We start from the raw sequence: 23,636 nt of genomic DNA on the forward strand, positions 1-23,636 counted from the left end.
ATGAATCATTTCCATTTCCTTCAAACCCTAATCACTTACCTAAAACCCCATCTAACTCTTCAATAAACTTATGAATACGCGCCGCATTTTTGCCCAAATCGCTCCCACCAACCCGTGACTTGCTACGAATATCGACCAAACGTTCATTACCGTTATCCGTGATACGCACGACAACATCATCTTTAAAACCGAACCAAGCAGTCGTATCTGTCGCTTCAATGATGCCTTTGTCGGCTTCGGCATTTACCAACTCCCAGCCTAAATTATCGATGGCTTGTTTGGTCGCCTCAACCAGCTCGGATTTTGATTGGGGATAATTTAATGTTTGTAATTCAGGGTAGGCGGCGCGTTGTTGCTCTGCTGTCTCGATGCCATCATAGGCTATCGGATTGGGTGCATCAGCGCGTAGTGGGGCAATGGCTACAAATTCAGGTGGGTTCACTAAGTCAGTAGAAATATCATGAATAGGCGGTACATTTTTGGCGGTATTAATCATGCTTAGTGGAATAGCAATGGCAGTGATAGCAAGCACTGCCGATGTTAACGCGCTACCAAGGCTAGCCGTATCTCGTTTAAATAAAAGCTGTATGCCTAATAGTACCAATGCTGCGATACCAGCAAATATACCAAACTTAAACCCTGCAAACGCAGTCGCTAAATCTACTAAGCCAAACTTGTAAAGCGGACCTGCGAGTGTGACTAGTAAAATAGAGATTAAACTTATCAGCCCAACTAATATTTTCATTCAATTTCTCCATCATGATTTAGTAATGATTAATCGCTGCGCAAACGGCTTTATTAACGACTTATTTCATTTATTAACCACTTATTTCAACAACCAAACATGCTCAGAGGCTGTTAGCTCAGGTGCCGATCCTATAGAAGTAAGTTCACTCGTCAGTTCGCTGATATGATAGTTATCGCCATAATATTGCTGTATTTGCTCGCTACTGATAGAGAACGGGGGTCCCGCTTTTTTGCTTTGGTCATAAGTGAGAGTGATGATAAATTGTGGTGCATGACCACTTATTTTACGTATATGCTCGCTATACTTCGTACGCATATTTTCTGGCAGCGCAATCAATGCGGCTTTATCATACACCGCCTTTACAGATCCGATATCCTCAGATAACAGTGCAAAAATATCAGCAACCCATAAGGTAATGGTTTGTCCTGACAACTGACCTTGATAGTATTTAATGGCTGGATTGTCTGCATGCTGGTGCACAGCAGGGGAGATATTCTGCTCAGCAAAGAATTCTTGTACCGCTGTTTCCACCAATTCAACGCCTACGACGTCGTAGCCTTGCGCTGCCAGCCAAGCCATATCAATCGATTTACCGCAAAGAGGGACAAAGACACGGCTACCAGCTGGCAGGTTTAACTGCTTAAAGTACTTCATTAATAATGGATTCACTGCAGACTGATTAAAGCCAATGCGTTTCTCTTGCCAGCGGCTGTGCCAAAATTCAGCGTTCATACCTTCGCCTTTATTCGTTTAGGTTTATATTATGAGGTTTCTCTATAATAACCGTTTGAGTGAGAATGCTAAAGGTATCAAAAAGCCAAACGCTCATATAATAAGCGTTTGGCTATAATGAAATGCTAAGCTAACCTTTTTCCAAATGAAAACTATCTTCATTTTGTGGTTTAGCTCACCATATATTGACTAAACTCTTTACGCAATTTGGCAAGTTTTGGTGGTATGGCAAAGTTGCAATAAGCTTGTCCTGGATTTCGGTTAAAGAAATCTTGGTGGGTCTCTTCTGCTTGATAAAACTCAACGGCTGGGTGTACTTCGGTGACCACATTGATGCCCATATCGCGCAGTTTATTGATGGTGCGGTCAATGGTCGGTTTTTGGGCTTCATCTGTGTAGAACACAACGCTTCTATACTGGCTACCGACGTCATTGCCTTGACGATCCATTGTGGTGGGATCGTGGGTGGCAAAGAAAACATCGAGTATGACTTCTAATGGGACGATAGAGTCATCGAACTCGACTTTGATGACTTCAACGTGCCCTGTATTGCCACTACAGACCGCTTCGTAATTGGCAGAAACAGCGTCACCGCCCATGTAGCCTGAGACGACAGATTGCACGCCTTTTACGGATAAAAATACCGATTCGGTGCACCAAAAACAGCCACCGCCTAAAATAATGGTTTGCATAATTCTTCCTGTTTTTATAAATATAAAATACCAGCCAAGTGATGTTTACTTAGCAATACCTATTTAGCTTAGCAGGGGATCTGACCGCGATAAGTAACAAACAGTAATGTTATAATGAGCTTTTGCTACGTCGTGCCGCTTTCAACTAATAACGACAAGCAAGACCATCAATTATTTTTTAATTTAAGTTCTATTATCACAAAATGAGTCGCACCATGAGTCAATCTAAGCCTGCTATTGTTAAACATGACACCTTATTTACCACGCCACTCGATAAAGCGTCGCGTTTCTCCTTTGATGAGCAAGTGGTGGCTTGTTTCCCTGATATGATTCGTCGTAGTGTTCCCGGTTATGGTCAGGTGCTGGCGATGTTGCCCATATTTGCTCGACGTCATTGTAAGTATCGTCAACAGAGCGATAGTGGTCAGCGCGTCAGTCGAGTGTATGATTTGGGTTGTTCACTTGGCGCAGCAAGTATGGCGTTGGCGGGTGAGTTTGAGCCGCAAGATTTGCAAATTAAAGCGATTGATATCTCACCAGCGATGACGACCGAAGCGACTACTTTACTGGCTGATAACTATCCAGAGCATAATATTGAAGTCCTCACTGCGGATATTCGTGATGTCGAGCTTGAGCCGTGCGATATGGTGATTTTAAACTTAACCTTACAGTTTTTACCCGCCGCCGATAGAGTCGCAGTGTTAGAGAAAATTTATGCGGCATTAAGCGAAGGTGGCATACTGGTATTGACTGAAAAAACCCATGCTTTTGATGAGCAATATGACGCGTGGTTGGTTGAGCGTTATTATGACTTTAAACGTGCTAATGGGTATACCGAGATGGAAATCAGTGGCAAACGTAATGCATTAGAAAACGTTCTTATTACTGATACATTAGATGAGCATCATGCACGGTTAGATCAAGTTGGCTTTAAACGTCATCTGACGTGGTTTCAGTTTTTAAACTTTGTCTCAATTGTGGCGTTTAAATAATCCTTATTTTTAACACAGTTTTTTTTGATCAATACGGTAATCTGCTTTTATGCTTAACGATACTATTATTCACGCCGAACGCGAACTATATCTAACCCTACTAGAGCTGGCACAGCAGCAGCCAAGTGCTTATGAATGGCTGACCCGACTGCCAACATGGTTAGGTGATATAAAAGACAAAGCCAACTATGCGCATGCACCTGCTTATCAAGCGTCAGTCGCTCGTTTGCCAGAACTAACCGTCAATAACGTCGATCTGAACAGTGATGTCCTGACGATTGATGCGAGTCTTAATCAGTCTCAGCGCAAACAAACAATGGCATTATTAAAGCAGCTCATGCCGTGGCGCAAAGGGCCTTTTCAAATTGGTAGTGAAGAAGGCAATCCAATATTGATTGATACTGAATGGCACAGCGATTGGAAGTGGCAACGAGTCGCACCGCATTTAAGTAATTTAAAAGGTCGTCGCGTATTAGATGTGGGTGGTGGCTCTGGCTATCACGGCTGGCGTATGGCAGGGGCAGGAGCAGATACAGTCATTATCATTGATCCGTCATGCTTGTTTTATCATCAGTTTATGGCGATTCGGCATTTTGTCGGGGCTGCTGATAGCTATAGAACGCATTATATCCCCGTACCACTTGAAGCCTTGCCCGAGCATAGCCAATTATTTGATACCGTATTTAGCATGGGTGTGCTCTATCATCGCCAATCGCCGTTTGAGCATTTACAACAGCTTAAAGGGCAGTTGGTCAAAGGCGGTGAGCTGGTGCTTGAAACCTTGGTTATCGAAGGTGATGCCAATACCGTACTGGTGCCACACGACCGCTATGCCCAGATGAATAACGTGTATTTTTTACCATCAGTCGCCGCATTGATAGGCTGGCTAGAAAAAGCAGGATTCTCAGAGGTATGCTGCGTTGATGTCGCAGTGACTTTAACAGAAGAGCAGCGCAAAACGGAGTGGATGACCTATCATTCGCTATCCGACTTCTTAGATCCTAATGATTCCAGCAAAACCCTTGAAGGCTATCCTGCGCCGATGCGTGCAACTTTGATTGCCAAAAAGTAGCGCGTGCGTACTGTATCACTCATAAGGAAAATGGGTAGTGAAAAAAATAATGATTTTGCTCAGCGCTATGATGGGTTTATTGCCATTGACGTCCATATCAGCTCATGCTGCCTATGGTACGCCATTTGAAGGGTGGGGCTTTGTGCAGGATGATTGGCAAGTGGTTTGCGATAATACATTGACTTGTCGCGCAGCAGGTTATGCAGATGAGAGTATGTTCGATACGCCAGCTTCTATTTTATTAACTGTCATACCCAAAAAAGCCTTGCCGATTGCCCAAATCCAGTTTTTATCAGAAACTTCAGACAAAACCTACCATAGTGCTGGACTGTGGTTAAATGGCAAAAACCAAGGCATGCTACAACCAGATGCTGATGGTTCTGCGTACGATTTAACCGCCAAGCACACTCAGCAACTTCTGAGTCATTCGCGTCAAAATACTAAGATAGAGATAAGAGCGGGTGATGAAAATTGGTCTATTAGCGACAAAGGTATGAGTGCCGTGCTGCTCAAGCTTGACGAAGTACAAGGTCGCGTCGGCACACCGTTGGCACTGGTTAGTAAAAACAATCCAAATCGGCAAACGCCTAAAGCAGCAAAAGCGAAACCTGTGATTAAAAAAGCATATGCCTATGCTGACAATAAGCAAATGGATTCGTCAAAGTTGGCTTATTTTCAAGCGAATATAAACAAGTGGATCGATATTGATGCCAAGGAGCTTATAGGCTCTGAAGATGATATGGGAGACTGTGAGCTGATTAATCCAAAAACCGAAGTGTATCAACGAATGCAAGAGTATGGTGTTGATAGACTGGATTGGACATTTACACCCGTAGATGCCACCCATACGCTTGCTAGCCACCTGTGCTGGCAAGGCGCATATAATGAAAGTTCAGGTTATTGGCTTATTAATCATGACAAACCAAGCAAGCCAAAACTGATCACTACGGCAGGCAATGACTATTCTGATGGCGAGATTTGGGCCACCCATAAAGATCGAGGCTTGGGTGACTGCTGGAATCATGCGATATGGGTTTGGAATGGTCAAACATTTGCCAAATCGGAAGATTCCAGCTCAGGAATGTGTCGCGGTTTTGCTGGTGGTGCGTGGGATTTACCAACTTACGTGAGTGAAGTCGTAAAAAATGATAGCAAGGCTCAGTGAGTGATATTTTCATAGGAATGATTGCCACACTATAAAGTGAAGCCGTCATGAGCCATGCATTTTTTAATTGATTATTTAACCGTCTATTTACAGTGATAGGCGAGTTATTTATTACCTATCATTGACAGTGAGGATACTGCTTAATTATATAAAAACTATATCAACCACCTTTTAAAAGCGACTTCCAACAATAGCTTGAGTAAGAAGCCCACAAACCCTGCGCCTAGTGCTAAGAAAATCCAAAATGTGCCCGCGCGCCCAGCTTGAGATTCTTTAGAGATATCCCACATAATAAAAAATAAGAAGGCGATGAATATGGGTAGTAAAACATACAATCCCCAACTGGTAACTGTATTGGCAGCAATAGCAAACATGGCATAATCCTATAAAGTAGTAACGCCGTCTTTATTTATTTCTATTATTTTATGGATCTTTTGATAATAATTGCCTTCAAAATGAAGTATCACCATTCATGATATAAGCAGTAATCCATAAAATAAGTCAGAAAAAAGCAGGCAGCAATACAAACCGTTATTATAACGCGGAAGCGAGCAGGTATAAACTGCTGCTAAGTATGAGACAACAGTAACGCTACAATTTGCAGGGTTGACTGATCGGTAACAGCGCTAAATCCTGATCTATTTAAAATATTTCAATCTGACTTATCGTGAATGAAAGCACAGACAACTCTTGTTAGAGCGTGTCTTCAATTCAATCCATCATCCTCTAAAAGGGCTAAAAAGGGCTAAATTTTGCCAAACATCGTCAAATAGCTTATCAATATCTCGATATTATTTGCGCTACTTTCCTTGTTTGACGGCAATTTATCTCATGTTTATCACCATTTTTAAAATGAGGACACGTCCTAGTCACCTAAATTATCAGTGTTAACTGTCATAACCGTAAGATTTTAGTGCTAATTTTGGTGCAAATGGTGCAATGCAGGGCAAAGATTGTTATATTTACAGGTTACTTATCTTTTTTGTATTATTTTATCCCCTGCAATGTCGGTCGCTATTATAATAGGCAGTTATTGGCTGCTCGCATTCGCCACATTTTTATACCGTTTTTGTTGTTTATTTAACTGAGTTCAAATCCTTATGTCACAAGCCCAAATTGATACACTTGCATCACTATTTAACGATGCGATTCAAACCCTACAAGCAGATGGCACGTTACCAAGCGATTGGCAAAATAATAGCCAAATCACCCGTACTAAAGACTTAAGCCATGGTGATTTCGCCAGTAATATCGCGCTGACAGCGGCCAAAGCTGCCAAGGTCAATCCACGACAGCTTGCCGAAAAAATCGTCAATGCGCTGCCTGAAAACCAAGACATTCGCCAAGTAGAAATCGCAGGTCCAGGCTTTATTAACGTGTTCTTAAATGCGGAAGCCAAATTTGCGGTATTAGATGATGTCTTTGCCTTGCAAGATCGCTTTGGTTTAAGCGATCAGTTTGACGGGCAAAAAATTCAGGTTGAGTTTGTCTCTGCCAATCCAACGTCAAGTTTGCACGTTGGGCATGGTCGCGGTGCAGCGTTCGGTATGAGCGTGGCAAACTTGCTGGAAGCGATTGGTTATGACGTCACGCGTGAATATTATGTCAATGACGCCGGTCGTCAAATGGATATCTTGGCGACCAGTACCTATTTGCGTTATCTGGAAACCAATGGCGAGCAAATAATCTTCCCAGTCAATGGTTATCAAGGTGATTATGTCAGTGACATCGCCCAAACATTAAAAGCGCAACATGGTGATCATTACGTTCATAGCTTTGCAGCAATCGCCAAAGATTTGCCAGCAGATGCTGAGTTTGAGGTCAATGCGGACGGCGAAAAAACACTGCTATCAGGTGACAAAGAAGCGCATATTGATGGCTTGATTGCCAACAGTAAAGCCTTGCTTGGTGAAGGTTATGAGCTGTTTTTAAATGCGGCATTGAGCAGTATTTTAGCCGATATCAAAGATGACTTAAATGACTTTGGTGTGCGCTACGAGTGCTGGTTTAGCGAACGGTCTATTGATAGCGATATTGAGCCAGTCTTGCAAACCTTAGATGAAAAAGGCTATCTATACGAAAAAGACGGTAATATTTGGTTTAAATCAACCGATTTTGGTGATGAAAAAGACCGTGTTGTGCGCCGTGCCAATGGTCAATCTACTTATTTTGCTTCTGATATCGCCTATCACAAAAACAAATTTGATCGCGGTTTTGATAAAGTGGTCAATGTTTGGGGTGCCGATCACCATGGTTATGTGCCACGCGTAAAAGCCGCTTTATTGGCGCTTGGTATTGATGCTGAGCGTTTAGATGTGGTGCTTGTGCAATTTGTTGCACTATGGCGTGGTAGTGAAAAAGTGCAAATGTCCTCGCGTTCAGGTCAATTTGTCACCCTGCGTGATTTACGTACCGAAGTTGGTAACGACGCCGCGCGTTTTTATTATGTCGCCCGTAAGCCTGAAGTGCATATTGATTTTGATTTGGAGCTGGCTAAATCACAAAGCAAAGACAATCAAGTGTATTACATTCAATACGCGCATGCCCGTGTTTGCCGAGTATTAGAAAAGCTACAAAACAGTGGTCTTGTCGTAGACGATGCGATTGGTTTAGAACATCAAAACTTACTTAGCGCACCAAACGAAGACGAGCTGATTAAATTATTAGCAGGATATCCAGCGACGTTATTACGCGCCGCGACGGGTTATGAGCCACATGTTTTGACCAACTATCTTAAAGAGTTGGCAGCGCTATTTCATGGTTGGTATGACAGCAATCGCATTTTGCCAGTGAGTTTGACCTCAGGTGAGACACCAAGCTCGGATGAGATGGAATTGATGCAAGCCCGTTTGCGTTTGTCTAAAGCCGTGCGCCAAGTATTGGCCAATGGTCTTAGTTTGTTAGGGTTGTCGGCACCATCTAGCATGTAGTTTTTTTCTAGTATATAGTAACTTTCTAACATGTAGTATGAGTATAGATGACTGCCAGCCATAATTTGATGATAGTTAGATTCAGTAGGGAGAACCAGATCCATGCTAGCCAAAAAACCTAAAGGTGCGACTGAAAAACGCAAAACAAGTAGCGTATCAGGCTTATTGTGGATGTTTGTCGGGGCTGTATTGACCCTTATGATAGGGGTATTTATATACTTGTCACCATTATTTGATTTCAGTCCCGCTGACAGCACCGCTGGTAATGATCCTGATCGTCAGGTACAGCCACGTGTCGACACTGATACTGATAATGGTGATTATGAGTTCTATGATATTTTGCCCAATCAAGAGATGGCGACTATTCCTGATGAAGATATTGCTGAGACAGGCAATGATCGCATAGGGGATATCAGTACCTTTGAGCCTGATGTGGTGGTGACTCAACCTGAAGATGGCTCAGCCAGTCGCAATGATGATACTGGTAACTTTGGTATCTCTGAAAATACAGTGATTGCGCCCAGTCGTGGCAATAGCGCTGCTACCAGTAATAGCGGCGATGACATTGTGATCGTTGAAGAAGACGCGACCTATGATGGATCGACGCCTGCTAGTAGCAATAATACGTCCAATAATACGGGCGCAGGTACTGCTAGCGTTCAGGCTGCAAAACCTGCGGCAACTTACATTTTGCAGATCAACAGCTTCGGTGATGCGGATGAAGCAGATCGCCGCCGTGCTCAAGTGTTGATGGCAGGTGTAGACGCTCGCGTGGTCAAGAATACGACGGGTAATGGTTTGCCAATCTATCAAGTTATTTCTCGCCCGATGAATAACCGCCAAGCAGTAACCACTGCTCAGCAGCGCCTACAGAATAACGGTATTGACTCCATTATTGTTGAACAGCGTCGTTAAGTTATGCTGGTTAATGACAGTTATAGTTCTTTATGAATAATAAAAAAAGCGTCGCAATGACGTTTTTTTTATCTCTGATTTTTAGCAAAGTTATTTTTCTGTTGGTTTATTACCTTTCATCAAAAATTTTATAAAGAGCATGGCTATGACAGTCTCTCATTTAGCAACACCGCTTACTGGCTTTATTAAAGCATTTTTCCAAAAGTATTTTATTGATGCGTTTACTGGTATGGCTTTAGGGCTATTTGTCACATTGATTGCTGGTCTAATCATCTCGCAAATCGGTGGCTGGTTAGATTTGCCCGCATTGGTTGCGGTGGGCAAGCTTGCCTCAGTACTAATGGGTGCGGGTATCGGAGTAGGTATCGCCTATTACCTTAAAGCACCGACGCTCGTCATGCTCAGCTGCTTGGTGGCGGGTATGCTTGGCGCACACTCTGAAGCATTAATGGCAGGGACGTTATTTACGCCCCAAGTAGGCGGACCTGCGACCTTTGCCGCCTTACCGGGCAATCCGATAGGGGCGTATTTGACCTCGGTATTTGCTTATCGTGCTGGTACTTGGGTCGCTGGCAAAACCAAGCTCGATATTCTATTGGTTCCTTTATTGGTATGCGCGGTAGCATTAGCAGTTTGCGCCCTATTGAATCCACCTATCGTCGCTGCGGTCGCTGCCATTGGTCAAGGTATTCAAGCGGCCACTGAGTTACAGCCTCTGTTAATGGGTATTGTGATTGCAGTGGTGGTGGGTATTTTATTGACATTGCCAACGTCCAGCGCTGCTATTTGTATCGCAATTGGGCTTGGTGGCGTAGCAGGCGGGGCAGCAGTGGTAGGCTGTGCGGCACACATGATTGGTTTTGCCGTTGCAAGCTTTAAAGACAACGGCGTCAGTGGCGTAATATCTCAAGGTCTGGGCACCAGTATGCTACAGATTCCTAATGTATTAAAAAAACCGCTGGTGTTGTTGCCTGCTGTGATTGCCAGCGCCATCGTTGGTCCTATTGCGACAGTAGGTTTTGGACTGGCATGTACAGCAACGGGTGCGGGTATGGGTACCGCCGGATTGGTCGGCGTATTTGGAGTGATTGAAGCGTCACAAGAAATCATGAGTAGTACTCAGTTATGGACAGCGATTATTTTGTTGATGTTTGTATTACCTGCCCTAATTGCAGGGGTGGTCGCTCATGTGATGCGCCGCGTGGGCTGGCTGGTTGATGGTGATATGAAATTGCCTTAAATTAGAGATAAAGGACGCAAATTGTCCTAACTGTCCATAATAAAAAAGCCCAGCTATTAAATAACTGGGCTTTTTTATGGTAATTTTTAAAGGTGCTTAAAACTAGCGGCGTACATCTTTAGGGGCATCACCATTGGGCCAGTCTTTGTCTTTGTTGGCTTTGATAGGTCGCGGCAGATGGGTAAAGTAAGCGGCAATATCGACCGCTTCTTGGTCACTAAGCGAGTTACCTTGACCAAAGGGCATTTTGCCTTTGATAAAGGCAGCTGCTGTATAAGTTCGCGCCATACCTGCACCATCGTTGAAGGACTTGTCTCCAGCTACTGCTGGATAGATATAAGTGCCATCGTCATTATATTGACCTTCGCCATTTTCACCATGGCAAACGCTACATTTTTCAGCAAACAGCTTTTTGCCATTGTCCGTATTTGGCTCTAAAGTTTTGTCTACCTTAACAAAACCGCGACCTTCAGGCGAGACGCCATAAGGCAAGCCCTGTGATAGCCAGCTCATATAAGACACCATCGCATTCATATCATCTGAACCTAGGTCAAGTGCTTTGCCATTCATTGAGCGTTCAAAACAGCCATTGATGCGCTCTTGTATTGAATTAACGCGACCAGCACGTGACCGATAAATAGGATAAATGCCCGGCATGCCATTCCAAGGCGCTGCGTAAGCCTCTGAGCCGTTACCCAAGTGACAGCTGGTACAGTTCAACTGGTTGCCGACATTGTCAGGCATCTCTTTATAAGTATGATTGGCGATTTGTAAGCCGCGACGTACTGCTGCGCCAAACTCATCATCTGGAATAGTGGATTCATCTGGCATGCTAACGGTCAGTTTGGCGCTTGGATTTGCAGCCATCTCGTCTTTAATTTCTGCGGCACGTGCCTCAAGTGACTTAACACGGGCTAATGCTTCAGCTTCTTCGACACGGTCGACAGCCTTAGTATCTGATTCACTACAGCCTGACAGGCTAACTGCACCAATAGCAAAGATAGCAGCCAGTAAAACGGAGGAAGAGGGTTTGACCCTTAAAAGTATTTTCATTGGAATATCCTTATTATCAAAAATAATATGTAATAATATATTTTTATGATAATTTAGCTGTCAGAATGACAGAAGTAATCTTAATTTTTGTGCAAAAAATCTGAATGAGTCATCAATCTGTAAGTTGCTAGAAACATAATTGTACCAAATATTAAATACTTAAAGTATATAAATAGATAAAGTGTTTTGGCTTTAGAGTGATATGAATTAATTTCATACCGTATGAAGAACGATATTGAAAGACAGTATTGAAATTCTATCGATCAAAAAAGCGCTTAAATATTATCAATATTTAAGCGCTTTTTTGTGGGCAAATACTCTTAGAATATATTATTTTGGTGTGCTTGGTTTTTTATGGCGGCGTGGTTTGAGCTTACGAGAGAGCGTATGGACATCGTTCAATATTTGACTGTATGTCGCTGGAAAGACACGCTGTACCGCGTCGATTATTTTGGCATCATTGCCAATCAGACAGCGCGGTTGATTGGTCGCGGCAGCCTGCAAAATAATCAAAGCGGCATTGCTTGCATCAAATTTCAGGAATTTATTAAAGCTCTGAATGGCTTTGGGGCCAGTACGCATGCCAATATCATTGATACTATCATTGCCACGGGCACTATTGGCAATATTGGTTTTAATCCCGCCGGGATGAATGCAGGTCGCTGACACACCGCAGCGCTGAATATCTAGCTCTTGACGCAAGCTTTCAGTAAAGCCGCGTACAGCAAATTTACTGGCGTTATACGCAGATTGTGACGGCTGCGCGGTTAAGCCAAACAGGCTTGAGATATTAATGATGTGACCATGCTCGTTAAATTGGCGCGATCTGTTTTTTTTGCTGCCATTCGTCGATTCGCTTTGTTTGACACTATTTTTAATCAATGGCAAAAATGCCTTGGTGCCATAGACCACACCCCAAAAATTGATGTCCATCACCCATTCAAGCTCGCTAATGCTACTGCCTTCTACGGTCGAATATAGCGCCACGCCTGCATTATTAAAGATGAAGTTCACTTTGCCATGGTCTGCCATGACGCTATCTGCCCACGCTTCCACGGCTTTATTGTCTGAGACATCAAGTACTGTCATGGTCGCTTTGATATTATAACCGACGAGCAATTCTTTGGTCTGTGCCAGTTGCACCGCGTTGATATCAGAGAGCGCCACGTGGCAGCCCATCTTTGCCAAATGAATAGCCAACTCGCGCCCCATACCAGAGCCAGCACCCGTAATAGCCGCGACATGATTATGATAATAAGGCGCAATATCTTGGTCTGTCGTGGTATGAAAAGGCAAATGTTGACGTAATGAGGTTGCGATAGAAGTAACATTGTTAAGCATGATAAACAGTCCTTTGTTTCATCAGTGATAGGTGTTGGTAGCACATTTACCTTAGCATGCTTTGTGGTTTTAGCTGTGAACGATTGATAGACGCCGCTGTCACTTTACCCATACATTGGCTGTCGTAAAAAGATCATAAGTGAGCAGCCATAAAAAAACGTCTAGCATAAGATATGCTAGACGCCTTTACTTCAATGACAGTTTTAATAAAGCTGATAACCACCGCTAAGCATCTATCGCTATTTGCTCTGAGTCGTCGGTAGAAAAGATGATTTCAGGTGTTTTACCTTCATTAATCACTTGCTCGTCGACGATGACAGTCTTGGCATTCTTCATCGAAGGCAACTCGTACATGGTCTCAAGGAGCGCATTTTCAACGATAGAACGCAAACCACGAGCACCAGTCTTACGCGCCATGGCTTTTTTGGCAATCGCATCGAGCGCTTCTTTGGTAAAGCTAATGTCAGCGCCTTCCATATCGAATAGATACTTATATTGCTTAACCAAGGCGTTTTTTGGTTCCGTCAATATCTGAACTAATGCGTCCTCGTCCAGCTCTGTGAGTGCAGCGAGAACAGGAAGACGACCGATGAGCTCAGGAATAAGCCCAAATTTGATCAAATCTTCAGGCTCTACTTGTTGCAGTAATTCTGAGCTGCGTTTGCTATCGTCTTTTGAGCTGACATCCGCATTAAAGCCAATACCGCCTTTTTCTGTACGCTGCTGAATAACCGCATCAAGACCGGCAAACGCCCCGCCGACGATGATTAAGATGTTACTCGTATCAACTTGGATCAGCTCTTGCTGTGGATGTTTGCGCCCACCGTGCGGCGGAATGGCAGCAACCGTACCTTCGATAAGCTTTAGCAACGCTTGCTGTACGCCTTCGCCTGACACATCACGGGTGATAGACGGGTTGTCGCCTTTCTTACTGATTTTATCAATCTCATCGATATAGATGATGCCTTGTTCCGCTTTACTGACATCATAATCTGATGCTTGCAAAAGTTTTTGCACGATGTTTTCGACATCTTCACCGACATAACCTGCTTCGGTCAAGGTCGTCGCATCGGCCATTGCAAAAGGCACATCCAGTAGACGCGCCAAGGTTTGCGCCAGCAAGGTCTTACCAGAACCCGTTGGGCCAATCAGTAAGATATTGCTCTTAGCCAACTCAACCATGGCATCGTCAGCGCCAATCTTCGCTTTTTTGCTGTCATTGGCTAAGGTTTGGCTAACTTTTAGACGCTTATAATGGTTATAAACGGCAACTGCTAGTGCTTTTTTAGCAGCGTCTTGTCCAATGACGTATTCATCAAGCTTGGCACGCAGCTCTTTTGGCGTTGGTAGCTTTTTATTGACCCAAGAAGTATCAATGTCGCTCTCATCATCACCATCTTCGGCGCTATCAGCGATTAAATCGGTACATAGCTCAATACATTCATTACAGATATTGGCATCGTCAGCGGCAATCAGCTGCTGTACATCGCTTTTGGCTTTGCCGCAAAACGAGCAATGCGGGGTGTTATCTTCTGCCATAAAAGGCGCTCCTAAAATTTAAAACTTACAAATATTTTGATTTTTTACATCAAAGCCAAAACGTATAACGCTCAGGCTTTTGATGCCCATCAAAGCTTTTGCTCTTATGCGGTAATTATAAAGAAGTAGGGCGGCGCTCTAATACTTCATCAACCAGACCGTATTCTTTGGCTTCTTTCGCATCTAACCAAAAGTCACGCTCAACGTCTTTTTCAATTTTCTCTAATGGTTGACCAGTACGTTCTGCCAAAATCTCATTTAAACGGGCACGCGTTTTTAGAATTTCACGCGCATTAATTTCGATATCGGTTGCTTGACCTTGCGCGCCGCCTGAAGGCTGATGAATCATGACACGAGCATTGGCAAGAGAGTAACGCTTGCCTTTTTGACCAGCCGCTAATAAGAATGAACCCATGCTATAAGCGCCGCCCATACAGATGGTCGATACTTCAGGTTTGATAAAGTTCATGGTATCAAAGATTGCCAAGCCTGCACTCACTGAGCCGCCTGGTGAATTGATATACAAATGAATGTCTTTGTCTGGGTTTTCTGCTTCTAAAAATAGCAACTGTGCGACGATTAGATTGGCCATATGGTCTTCGACTTGACCGGTCAAAAAGATAACGCGCTCACGCAATAGACGAGAGAAAATATCAAACGAGCGTTCACCGCGAGAGGATTGTTCAACGACCATTGGCACTAATGCTGCATGCGCAGCTTGAGGGGCGCTTTGGGTATATTGCATGCCTTGTGCGTCATTGTGCGCACTCATCAGCATATCAAAATGTGGGTTGGCAGTGATGCGATCATAATCTGTCATAAAGATGTCCTGTTTATAAGTACATAAAATAAAGGGATTGAAGCTAGCGAGCGGCTACGCTTGTATGGCTGCTCATCATGCTAGATGTTGCCGCTTTTTAATAATATTCGCTGGCTGAAATAATAAGCGCCAGATATCGCTAAAAATAATTGAGCTAATGGTAACTTTTTTATTGAGGCAATAGTAACTTTTTCATGTGAAAAATAATTTTCTATTTATAACATGAGTGCTATTAATAAAATGATTGACTCACTATTAATAAGGCGTCTGTAACCATTTATCAAGGGGCTTGGTGATAAACTGTCCATAAAGATAGCATATAAATCCCCAATAAAAATGCCCTAACACATATGTTAGAGCATTGCGTTAGAGCATTATGTTAGAGCGTGTTTAGATTGAGATTAGCAATTTGCCATTGAATGGCAAATTGCTAAGTTATCTCACTAAATTACATGCCTTGCTGCTGTTGTTGCTGTGCAGCTAATAGGTCTTGGTAGCTAACTTCTTTGTCAGTTACTTTACCTTGCTCAATTAAATAATCAACTACTTGGTCTTCTAATACCACAGACTCAATGTTAGCGCGCTGCTGCTTGTCATTGGTGTAGTATTCGATTACTTCACTTGGATCTTCGTAGTTTTCAGCCGCTTCTTTGATGAAGGTTTCAACGCGTTCTTGATCGACTTCTAAGCCTTTGGTATCGATAACGCGAGCAACGATGATGCCAAGACGGGCAGCACGTAGCGCTTGCTCTTCAAATAGCTCATTTGGTAGCATGTCTTTATCGAAGCTATCAGCATTGGCACCGAACTGCTGAGAAAAACGTTGCATCATCATGTTGCGTTGACGCTCGATTTCTTGCTCTAGCATGGCGTTTGGTACGTCAAACTCGTTCTTTTCTAGCAATGCGTCAAAAGTCGCTTGCTTAACTTGGCTACGAGCCGCGTTTTTGATTTCGCGTTCCATGTTTTTGCGAACGTCTTCTTTCAACTTCTCAACGCCGCCTTCTTTCACGCCGAATAGCTCAAGGAACTCTTCGTTGATTTCAGGTAGCTTAGATTTTTCAACCAATTTGACATTGATTTTGAACTGAGCTTCTTTACCCGCTAAGTTTTCAGCTTGGTAATCTTCTGGGAAAGTCACGTCGATAACTTTCTCTTCGCCAGCTTTCATGCCTTTGATACCCGCTTCAAAACCAGGAATCATCTGGTTGCTACCGATAACCAGTTTAAAGTCTTCAGCAGAACCGCCTTCGAATTTTTCGCCATCGATAGAGCCTTCAAAGTCAAAAGTTACTTGATTGCCTTTGTCCGCTTTACCTTTTTTCTCAACGAATTCTTCACGTTGCTTTTGAAGGTTTTCGATCATAGTGTCGACGTCTTCTTCGCTTACTTTAGCCGTGTGACGCTCAACTTCGATCTCATCGATACCTTGTACGTCTACTTCTGGGAAGATTTCAACAGTGGCTTGATAAACCAAGAAATCATCTTCAAGTTTTACGTCGTCGATGTTAGGCATGCCAACCGCGCGGATGTCTTCAGATTTGATCGCTTCAAAAACGGTATCACGGATCACATCGTTGATGACTTCTTGTTGAATGCCAGCACCGTACTGAGAGCGGATGTGTGACATAGGGACGTTACCCTTACGGAAACCGTCAATCTTGGCAGTTTTCGCAACTTGGCGAATACGACCTTCGACTTTGTTTTGAATTTTTTCGACAGGTACTTTAACTGTCAATTGGGTTTCTTTATTAGATAACTTGTTGGTTGTGACTTGTAAATCTGTAGCCATGTTAATTACACCTTTAGGATTAAATAGTACGTTTGATTAAATAGTACTTAGGGTTAAATGGTAATAGACAAACCGTGCCTCAAATTACGGGCGTGTACCATGGGTTGCCGTTGGAATAAATAGGGGATAGCGATAGCGCGCAATGTCAAAGTCAGTACCTTGAGCAATCGCCTTTGGTCACCACTGGCGCTGACTGATACTAAAATGTGAAACGGGTATCTTAGTAATAGGCGCTATCAGATATCAATCATAAACCGTTAATGCACCGAATAATAACGCTTTTTGGTGAATTATACAGACAAATAACGGCTTTCAACAAAATTTTAAAAGTAGAACAGTATAATCTATCTGTTTATTAAAGTAAAAATTATCTCTTTATCGTCCATCCCCTTTGAATATGCTACATCGTCAATCTCGCTTAGAGTACGATTTGTACCTCTGCACTAGACTTTCTTGTATCAGCATTAATAGCTAAAGGAATAAATTGAATCGACTATAGCTTTTAGGGGTTATCTACAACGGTAACTGCGCCAATAATTGCTGAATCGCCTGACCACGATGACTGATGCGGTTTTTATCGGCAGCACTTAAGCTCGCGGCGCTAGCTTGTAACTTTGGCAACCAAAACAGCGGATCATAACCGAAACCGCCATCACCAAGCGGCGACTCTAAAATCTCACCCTGCCACAGACCTTGCGCGATAATCGGTAGCGGATCATCAGCATGGCGCACCATCGCTAGTACGCAAACAAATAATCCTTTAATAGGCTCGTTAGCTTGCGCATCACGGATAGGCTGTAAGTCAGCGATGAGCTTGGCGTTGTTTTTGCCATCATTGCCATGTTCACCAGCATAGCGAGCGGAGTAAATCCCCGGTGCGTTACCTAATACTGGCACACATAGTCCTGAATCATCAGCAATCGCAGGCAGTCCGCTGATACGGCTGGCATGTCGCGCTTTGATAATAGCGTTTTCTACAAAACTTAAACCATCCTCAACTGCATCTTCGATATCAAGCTGTCCTTGCGGGATGATTGTCACATCCAAATCTGCCTCGGCAAACAGCCTTTTAAACTCAGCCAGTTTGCCTTTATTATTACTGGCGAGCACCCATTGATTATCAGGGGTCGATTGGGTAGAGGATCGTGAGGTATTCGTGGTGCTCATAGGGTTATTCCGTTATGTCATTATTAAGAATATGGTTAGTGAACGTATGATTATTGAAAGTATGATCAGTTTTTAAATTATAGCTGTCTCTTAATACCAGTTTCATCAGTTTATCAGTCAGCTAAGTGCCCTAGTACGATTGGCATGGCAAGGCATTCTGCGCTTAGTCTATAGACAACCAAAGGCTATACTAACAGTGTTATCCATAACATTTGGTAACTGATATTTGTCGCCACTGTTGCTATAATAGCCGCCAAGCTACAGTGAATGATATCTTATGGCTTGTGAATATTAAGTTAATAAATGCTTATAAAGTCAAGCACTTGGCTTTTGAGCAAACTGTAACAAAAGTAAGTTAATTTTGGATTCATAATAATACGTGATACTGTGTTAAACAATAAACGGTATTAAGCAATAACATTCATTTCAAACAATAAACTCAGCCAATTTAGTCCGCTATTTTATAGTGTTTTTTGCGGTGTAAAAATAGCGTAAAATTCAGTTTCTATAATGAGTTTTTATCAAATGACGGCTAAACAGCAAGGATAAAATAACTATGTCAAACATTACATTGCCAGAACTACCATATGCAAAAGATGCTTTAGAGCCGCACATCAGTGCTGAAACTTTAGAGTTCCATCACGATAAGCATCACAATGCATACGTGACTAAGCTTAACGAATTGCTACCAGGTTCTGGTCTGGAAGACAAAACATTGCCAGAAATCATCCTAGCGACTGCTAACGATGATAGCAAGCAAGGTATGTTCAACCAAGCGGCCCAAGTATGGAACCACACGTTCTATTGGAACTGCATGACGCCAACGAACGGCGGCGGCGAACCTACTGGCGATCTAAAAGCTAAAATCGAAGAAGATTTCGGTAGCTATGACAAGTTCCGTGAAGAGTTCAAAAATGCAGCATTGACTCAGTTTGGTTCAGGTTGGGCATGGTTAGTTGCTGATAAAGTCGGTGGCAAACTGTCTATCGCCAAAACGGCTAACGCTGATACACCACTTGCACATGACCAAGTTGCTGTATTGACTTGTGATGTATGGGAACATGCTTACTACATCGATTATCGTAACCGTCGTCCTGACTATGTTGATACGTTCCTAGACAAACTAGTGAACTGGGACTACGCAAACGAAAAATATAAAGGTCAAGATGCTGGTGTTGAAGAGTAATCTTTAAAACTTAAGGTTTTGATTAATAAAAAAGGACGCTGAGAGGCGTCCTTTTTTTGGTTTAATTATTTACTTGATTCATTATGAGTTCTAAATATTGAATCGGCTAATCTTGTACCAGTGGATACTAATTTAGATAAAACCCTAAGCTGTTCTTTACACGAAATATTTTCTGTAGGATGTGGGTAATTGATCGTGTGATCAATTTCTCCCCAAATTTCTTCGAAGAGAGTTCTAACTTGTATCTCACAACAAATATTTGAGTTAGCCTTAGGCATAATCACATAATGAATACTAGTATAATATGAGGCTTTGATTTCAGGGTTTAATCCAAGTTCTTGAAAATAACTCGTTGATTCTGGATCCCATGAATAAGCTACTGGATTCTCTTTTAAAAACCAGTCCCCATTAGCCACTTGTTTTTGAATGTGTTCATGTAAAAACTTAAATTGATCTTGATAAAGATGAAGCACTCTGACTCCTGCTAAATCAGTAATCCTTTCAAAAATATTATCTGGTGTAAGAGGGTCCTCATCATTCCATTTTCTTGTAATTTTATCTCGGAGATGATCAGGATCTTTTAACCTACTCTTAATTGTATAAATAATTGGATTTCCATACTCATTTAATTTTGGTTCCAATTTGAATATATCAACAACACCATTCATAAAGCGCTCAAAATAGTGTTTTTCCTCTTCGTACACTGCAATAATTTCATTTATATCTTCCTTGCTCATATTACTGCTCCAACAGTTCTATTCGTGAAAGTAAATCTTCACAAAAACTAATATAGCCTTGTCTCGTTTCCCTATATTTGTCACCAGAACCGCCTAAAGTACTAACGTGTTCTCGATCTAAATTAGGCAAATCAGGTACACGCCACATAGGCTCATTATAATGTTGAGCCATAGATGGGAATGTATTGTGCGTATGCATTACTGAAGTTAAACCAATTGGAGCTTCCATTATCTCTTGGGTTAAGTGAGATCTCATTTCTGGTTTAATATTCTCTTCAATTGTAGCAGGGATTTTATTTGCATAACTAAGGTGAGCTCTAGCTAAATCCCACTCATTATAGCCTGTGTATTTTTTAGCGTTATATATCGTATATCCCAAGAAAGTTACGAAATTATCTGGAAAAATATGTCTTTTTTCATCTGATATTAATTTATAGATAACATCAAACTCTGCCTTCCATGAACTTAGAGCTTTCCCTATATTTTTTATACCGTACAAGCTGAACAAATCAGGTGATGCAGGTACAAAAAAGCCATCTACAGTAGATATGATTATCTTATTTAATGAACCTAAACTAGGTGACGTATCGATAATTACGTAATCATAATGATAAAGATCAGCATACTGTTCTGCTAAGGTTCTTATTTTAGTAATTGTTCTAATCGCTAAAGGCTCACCTCTATATATGTCAGTCCACCTACTAGCAACTTTTTCTTCATACAGGTGAAGTGTTAATCGTCCTGGTATGATATGTAAATTGTCATTTAAAATTATTGATGGGGGTAATTTTTCATGATCTCCTGTACCTTCTTCAGTAGGTTTCAATAGAAAGTGGATACTTCTTGGTGAATCGATAACTTCTAAATATTCAGTATCTGATAATTTATTTTTCGAAGTTTCAAAACCTTCATCAATAAATGAATCTTCAGTAGCCCAAAGATCATGTATGTAATCCTGTTTTAATGCATAAATAGTGAGGTTGCATTGTGGGTCTGCATCAATGATTAGTACTTTTTTTCCCATTTCTGAAAGAGCATTTGCTACATGATAAGTTAATGTTGTTTTACCGACTCCACCTTTATTGTTGAACACCGATATTATTTTCATTTTTATACTACCCTGTATTAAGTTAAGAGGTGGAAAAATTTAAGTAAGTATTACAAACTCTATGTATTTAAGATCTGCTGATCTATATTGATTCTTTATCAACTTAGGCATTCATGATGAATTGGTCCAGTTTACTTATATTTGGATCGAATTAATAATATATTGTATATTACTGAATATTATAATTATAAAACCTCAAACCCAAACTTACTCAACGCTTCCCGCAGCATTGCAATATTATAATAAGCATGGGCATTGACGGTATTTTGAAAGAAGATATATAGCGTATCAAAATGCTGACGCTGATTGGCAATCGCTTGTGCCCAGTCCTGCATTTCCGCCTCGCTATAACGATAATCATGACGGTCAGCAGCGCTCATCGCATCCCACCAGTTCAGATTGTTACCATGCATCCGTAGATAGCCAGTTCGCTCGGTAAATATCAATCGTGATGGCGGTAGACCGCTGACTTTGGGATAATCAACGCTACACCAAATCAAACCTTGCTTGATAAAGCTATCGACCACTTGCGGGGTATGCCAGCCGTTATGACGAAACTCGACCGCTAATGGATAATCTTGAAACCAGCTGACGAGATTGGCAAGATATAGACGATGCTCGCGGGTACGATCAAAGCCATGGGGAAATTGTAATAGTAAAGGCGCTAGAGCATTGGCTTCGATAAGCGGGGATAGGGCATTTAAAAACGCTTGCGCATGTTCGGCAGTGCCCTTACGCGCATGAGTAAAGTCTTGATGCAGCTTGACGGCGAACTTCAACTCACTGTCTGCTTGCACATAGGCTTTATCGACCATACCAGCAAAGGCTTTTTGCCCGATAGGCGCGTAGAAAGTGCTATTAATCTCGACCGCGCCATATTGTTTGGCGTATTCGCGTAAGAAGTCCGTTTTCTTTGTGCCCGTTGGATACAGCGTACCGAGTAGATCGGTATCGCTATAGCCACCAGTGCCAAGATAAATACGCGGGGTAGGGTTACTGTCCATGTTGACCACTCCTTACCGTTCTTTGATAATTAAATTTGTGACTATTTTTTACGTGCCCATAGCCATTCTATTAATGCCAGTAAAGCATCGTTGTTTGCGTCATTGCCAAGCTCGCTACCGCTTGATTCATGGCGACTCAGTTCACGAATGATGGCTGTGCGTCCGTCATTAAATAGCGATTGCGCATAGCTGGTCGCGTCTTCGACACCCATCAATTTCACATAGGTAGATTTGTCTAATTTTTCATCGCTGCCAGCAGGTTTGCCAAGGGTATCAGTAGAGGTCGTGACGTCTAAAATATCGTCTTGAACCTGAAAGGCGAGACCAATATGCTGGGCGCACTCCTGTAATGCCATACGCTGTGGAGCAGTCGCACCTGCACAGATACCGCCCATAAGCATAGCGGCTTCAATCAATGCGCCTGTTTTATCACGGTGGATAGCTTCTAACTCGCTTTGCGTGATATTAGTGCTGGCTTCAGCATTCAGGTCGAGCATTTGACCTGACACCATACGTCTGGCACGCGGCGCAAATATTGCGATAAGCTGGCTGGCGATGGCTGAATCAAAGGGTGCAAAAGTGGGCAGCTCTGCGGTCAATACTTCAAAGGCTAATGTTTGCAATACGTCGCCAGCGAGTAGGGCGGTTGATTCTTCAAAGACGATATGAGCGGTCGGCTGACCACGGCGCAAGTCATCATCGTCCATACAGGGCAAGTCATCATGTACCAATGAATAGGTATGCAGCAGCTCCACCGCCAATGCCGCACGGCGCGCCATATCATAATCGGAGTCGTTTTCTAACAGAGCTTCCAAACCATCAGCGTTAGCCATGCTGTTTTTATTGTCAGTGCTTTTATCTGTATTTTCATTGTCATTAGCATTGCTTTGATTAACACTATCAAAGGCACTGGCAACCAATAACGGACGCACCAATTTACCTTGACCGGTCATCACATAACGACAGGCATCAACCAAGGGGCTTGGCAGGTTGGCAAAAGCAAACAGCACGTCGATATCTTGTGACAGTTGAGCGCGCACGGCACTGTGAAATTGCTCGGTGTTGTTATTAAAGCTAGTAAAAGATACAAGTCTTGAAGGCATAAGGCTTTCAGGTATAAAGCTTGGCGTAGAAGAAACAGTCATAACCCAACCATTTATCAGGTGAATAATAAAAATATCGCTAGTGTAGCATGATAGATTATATAGCTTATGGGCTGAGCATCATCAATGCCATATTTTTGCAGCTTACTGTTAAAAATTCGATTAAGCACACCGAAATAATGCAACAAGCCCTCGTTACGTATTGGTGATTTAACTTAGTCAGTGGATATGTTTTGATAAAGAATCACGTTAAGCGTGTGACGGCGTGCGACGATAAGCATCTGTCATTATAATCTTTAA

General features: G+C 42.4%; 21 protein-coding genes. 7 read left to right on the top strand and 14 right to left on the bottom strand.

Features of this window, described 5'->3' with window-relative positions:
* Positions 1–31: 31 nt before the first annotated feature.
* The 3 genes from INT03_RS07890 to msrA all read right to left on the bottom strand — a co-directional run bounded on the left by INT03_RS07890 (position 32) and on the right by msrA (position 2,172).
* On the bottom strand, positions 32–745 hold the full coding sequence (locus INT03_RS07890; RefSeq protein ID WP_193008510.1) for a DUF1499 domain-containing protein: 714 nt from the start codon (positions 743–745) through the stop codon (positions 32–34).
* Positions 746–826: 81 nt separating this feature from the next.
* Positions 827–1,480 (bottom strand): thiopurine S-methyltransferase, encoded by a 654-nt coding sequence (gene tmpT, locus INT03_RS07895; RefSeq protein ID WP_193008511.1) that lies wholly within the window; start codon positions 1,478–1,480, stop codon positions 827–829.
* Positions 1,481–1,650: 170 nt separating this feature from the next.
* Positions 1,651–2,172 carry a peptide-methionine (S)-S-oxide reductase MsrA gene (gene msrA, locus INT03_RS07900; protein WP_193008512.1) on the bottom strand — a complete coding sequence of 174 codons (522 nt, stop codon included), beginning with the start codon at positions 2,170–2,172 and terminating at the stop codon, positions 1,651–1,653.
* A 203-nt stretch (positions 2,173–2,375) separates the two neighbouring features.
* Here msrA and cmoA point away from each other — a divergent pair, with 203 nt between their 5' ends.
* From cmoA to INT03_RS07915, 3 genes are read left to right on the top strand one after another with little or no spacing between them, the layout of a single operon-like run.
* Positions 2,376–3,164 carry a carboxy-S-adenosyl-L-methionine synthase CmoA gene (cmoA, locus tag INT03_RS07905; RefSeq protein WP_193008513.1) on the top strand — a complete coding sequence of 263 codons (789 nt, stop codon included), beginning with the start codon at positions 2,376–2,378 and terminating at the stop codon, positions 3,162–3,164.
* A gap of 49 nt (positions 3,165–3,213) precedes the next feature.
* On the top strand, positions 3,214–4,236 hold the full coding sequence (cmoB, locus tag INT03_RS07910; RefSeq protein WP_193008514.1) for a tRNA 5-methoxyuridine(34)/uridine 5-oxyacetic acid(34) synthase CmoB: 1,023 nt from the start codon (positions 3,214–3,216) through the stop codon (positions 4,234–4,236).
* Positions 4,237–4,273: 37 nt separating this feature from the next.
* A complete protein-coding gene (locus INT03_RS07915; protein WP_193008515.1) occupies positions 4,274–5,401 on the top strand; it encodes a DUF1176 domain-containing protein in 1,128 nt (375 codons plus the stop codon).
* Between the two features lie 155 nt (positions 5,402–5,556).
* Here the strand turns inward: INT03_RS07915 and INT03_RS07920 are convergent, their stop codons facing one another.
* Positions 5,557–5,775, bottom strand: coding sequence for a DUF2788 domain-containing protein (locus tag INT03_RS07920; protein WP_193008516.1), 219 nt, complete (start codon positions 5,773–5,775; stop codon positions 5,557–5,559).
* A 726-nt stretch (positions 5,776–6,501) separates the two neighbouring features.
* Between INT03_RS07920 and argS the strand changes: the two genes are divergently transcribed.
* From argS to INT03_RS07935, 3 genes are all read left to right on the top strand, one after another.
* Positions 6,502–8,331, top strand: coding sequence for an arginine--tRNA ligase (gene argS, locus INT03_RS07925; RefSeq protein ID WP_193008517.1), 1,830 nt, complete (start codon positions 6,502–6,504; stop codon positions 8,329–8,331).
* Between the two features lie 102 nt (positions 8,332–8,433).
* A complete protein-coding gene (locus INT03_RS07930; RefSeq protein WP_193008518.1) occupies positions 8,434–9,246 on the top strand; it encodes an SPOR domain-containing protein in 813 nt (270 codons plus the stop codon).
* 145 nt (positions 9,247–9,391) lie between these two features.
* Complete coding sequence (locus INT03_RS07935) at positions 9,392–10,486, top strand: PTS transporter subunit IIC (protein WP_193008519.1); 1,095 nt, start codon at positions 9,392–9,394, stop codon at positions 10,484–10,486.
* Between the two features lie 102 nt (positions 10,487–10,588).
* On the opposite strand, the gene INT03_RS07940 is transcribed toward INT03_RS07935, so the two are convergent.
* The 6 genes from INT03_RS07940 to rdgB form a co-directional block, all read right to left on the bottom strand.
* A complete protein-coding gene (locus tag INT03_RS07940; RefSeq protein ID WP_087814797.1) occupies positions 10,589–11,539 on the bottom strand; it encodes a c-type cytochrome in 951 nt (316 codons plus the stop codon).
* Positions 11,540–11,869: 330 nt separating this feature from the next.
* Positions 11,870–12,880, bottom strand: a complete 1,011-nt coding sequence (locus tag INT03_RS07945; protein ID WP_193008520.1) for an SDR family NAD(P)-dependent oxidoreductase — start codon at positions 12,878–12,880, stop codon at positions 11,870–11,872.
* Positions 12,881–13,105: 225 nt separating this feature from the next.
* Positions 13,106–14,419: an ATP-dependent protease ATP-binding subunit ClpX gene (gene clpX, locus INT03_RS07950; protein ID WP_193008521.1), complete on the bottom strand. Its 1,314-nt coding sequence runs from the start codon at positions 14,417–14,419 to the stop codon at positions 13,106–13,108.
* A gap of 115 nt (positions 14,420–14,534) precedes the next feature.
* On the bottom strand, positions 14,535–15,239 hold the full coding sequence (gene clpP / locus INT03_RS07955; RefSeq protein ID WP_270896824.1) for an ATP-dependent Clp endopeptidase proteolytic subunit ClpP: 705 nt from the start codon (positions 15,237–15,239) through the stop codon (positions 14,535–14,537).
* 448 nt (positions 15,240–15,687) lie between these two features.
* Complete coding sequence (tig, locus tag INT03_RS07960) at positions 15,688–17,031, bottom strand: trigger factor (RefSeq protein WP_193008522.1); 1,344 nt, start codon at positions 17,029–17,031, stop codon at positions 15,688–15,690.
* A gap of 513 nt (positions 17,032–17,544) precedes the next feature.
* Positions 17,545–18,198 (bottom strand): RdgB/HAM1 family non-canonical purine NTP pyrophosphatase, encoded by a 654-nt coding sequence (gene rdgB / locus INT03_RS07965; protein ID WP_193008523.1) that lies wholly within the window; start codon positions 18,196–18,198, stop codon positions 17,545–17,547.
* Positions 18,199–18,754: 556 nt separating this feature from the next.
* Here rdgB and INT03_RS07970 point away from each other — a divergent pair.
* Positions 18,755–19,384: a superoxide dismutase gene (locus tag INT03_RS07970; protein ID WP_193008524.1), complete on the top strand. Its 630-nt coding sequence runs from the start codon at positions 18,755–18,757 to the stop codon at positions 19,382–19,384.
* Positions 19,385–19,449: 65 nt separating this feature from the next.
* Here the strand turns inward: INT03_RS07970 and INT03_RS07975 are convergent, their stop codons facing one another.
* The 4 genes from INT03_RS07975 to INT03_RS07990 all read right to left on the bottom strand — a co-directional run bounded on the left by INT03_RS07975 (position 19,450) and on the right by INT03_RS07990 (position 23,378).
* Positions 19,450–20,121, bottom strand: coding sequence for a RelA/SpoT domain-containing protein (locus tag INT03_RS07975; protein WP_193008525.1), 672 nt, complete (start codon positions 20,119–20,121; stop codon positions 19,450–19,452).
* A 1-nt stretch (position 20,122) separates the two neighbouring features.
* Entirely contained in the window at positions 20,123–21,229 is a 1,107-nt protein-coding gene (locus tag INT03_RS07980) for a ParA family protein (protein WP_193008526.1), read from the bottom strand.
* A gap of 185 nt (positions 21,230–21,414) precedes the next feature.
* Positions 21,415–22,233 (bottom strand): DUF72 domain-containing protein, encoded by an 819-nt coding sequence (locus INT03_RS07985; RefSeq protein ID WP_193008527.1) that lies wholly within the window; start codon positions 22,231–22,233, stop codon positions 21,415–21,417.
* A gap of 41 nt (positions 22,234–22,274) precedes the next feature.
* A complete protein-coding gene (locus tag INT03_RS07990; protein WP_193008528.1) occupies positions 22,275–23,378 on the bottom strand; it encodes a polyprenyl synthetase family protein in 1,104 nt (367 codons plus the stop codon).
* Positions 23,379–23,636 lie beyond the last annotated feature (258 nt).

The organism is Psychrobacter sp. PG1 (genome assembly GCF_014897815.1).
Taxonomy (GTDB): Bacteria; Pseudomonadota; Gammaproteobacteria; order Pseudomonadales; family Moraxellaceae; genus Psychrobacter.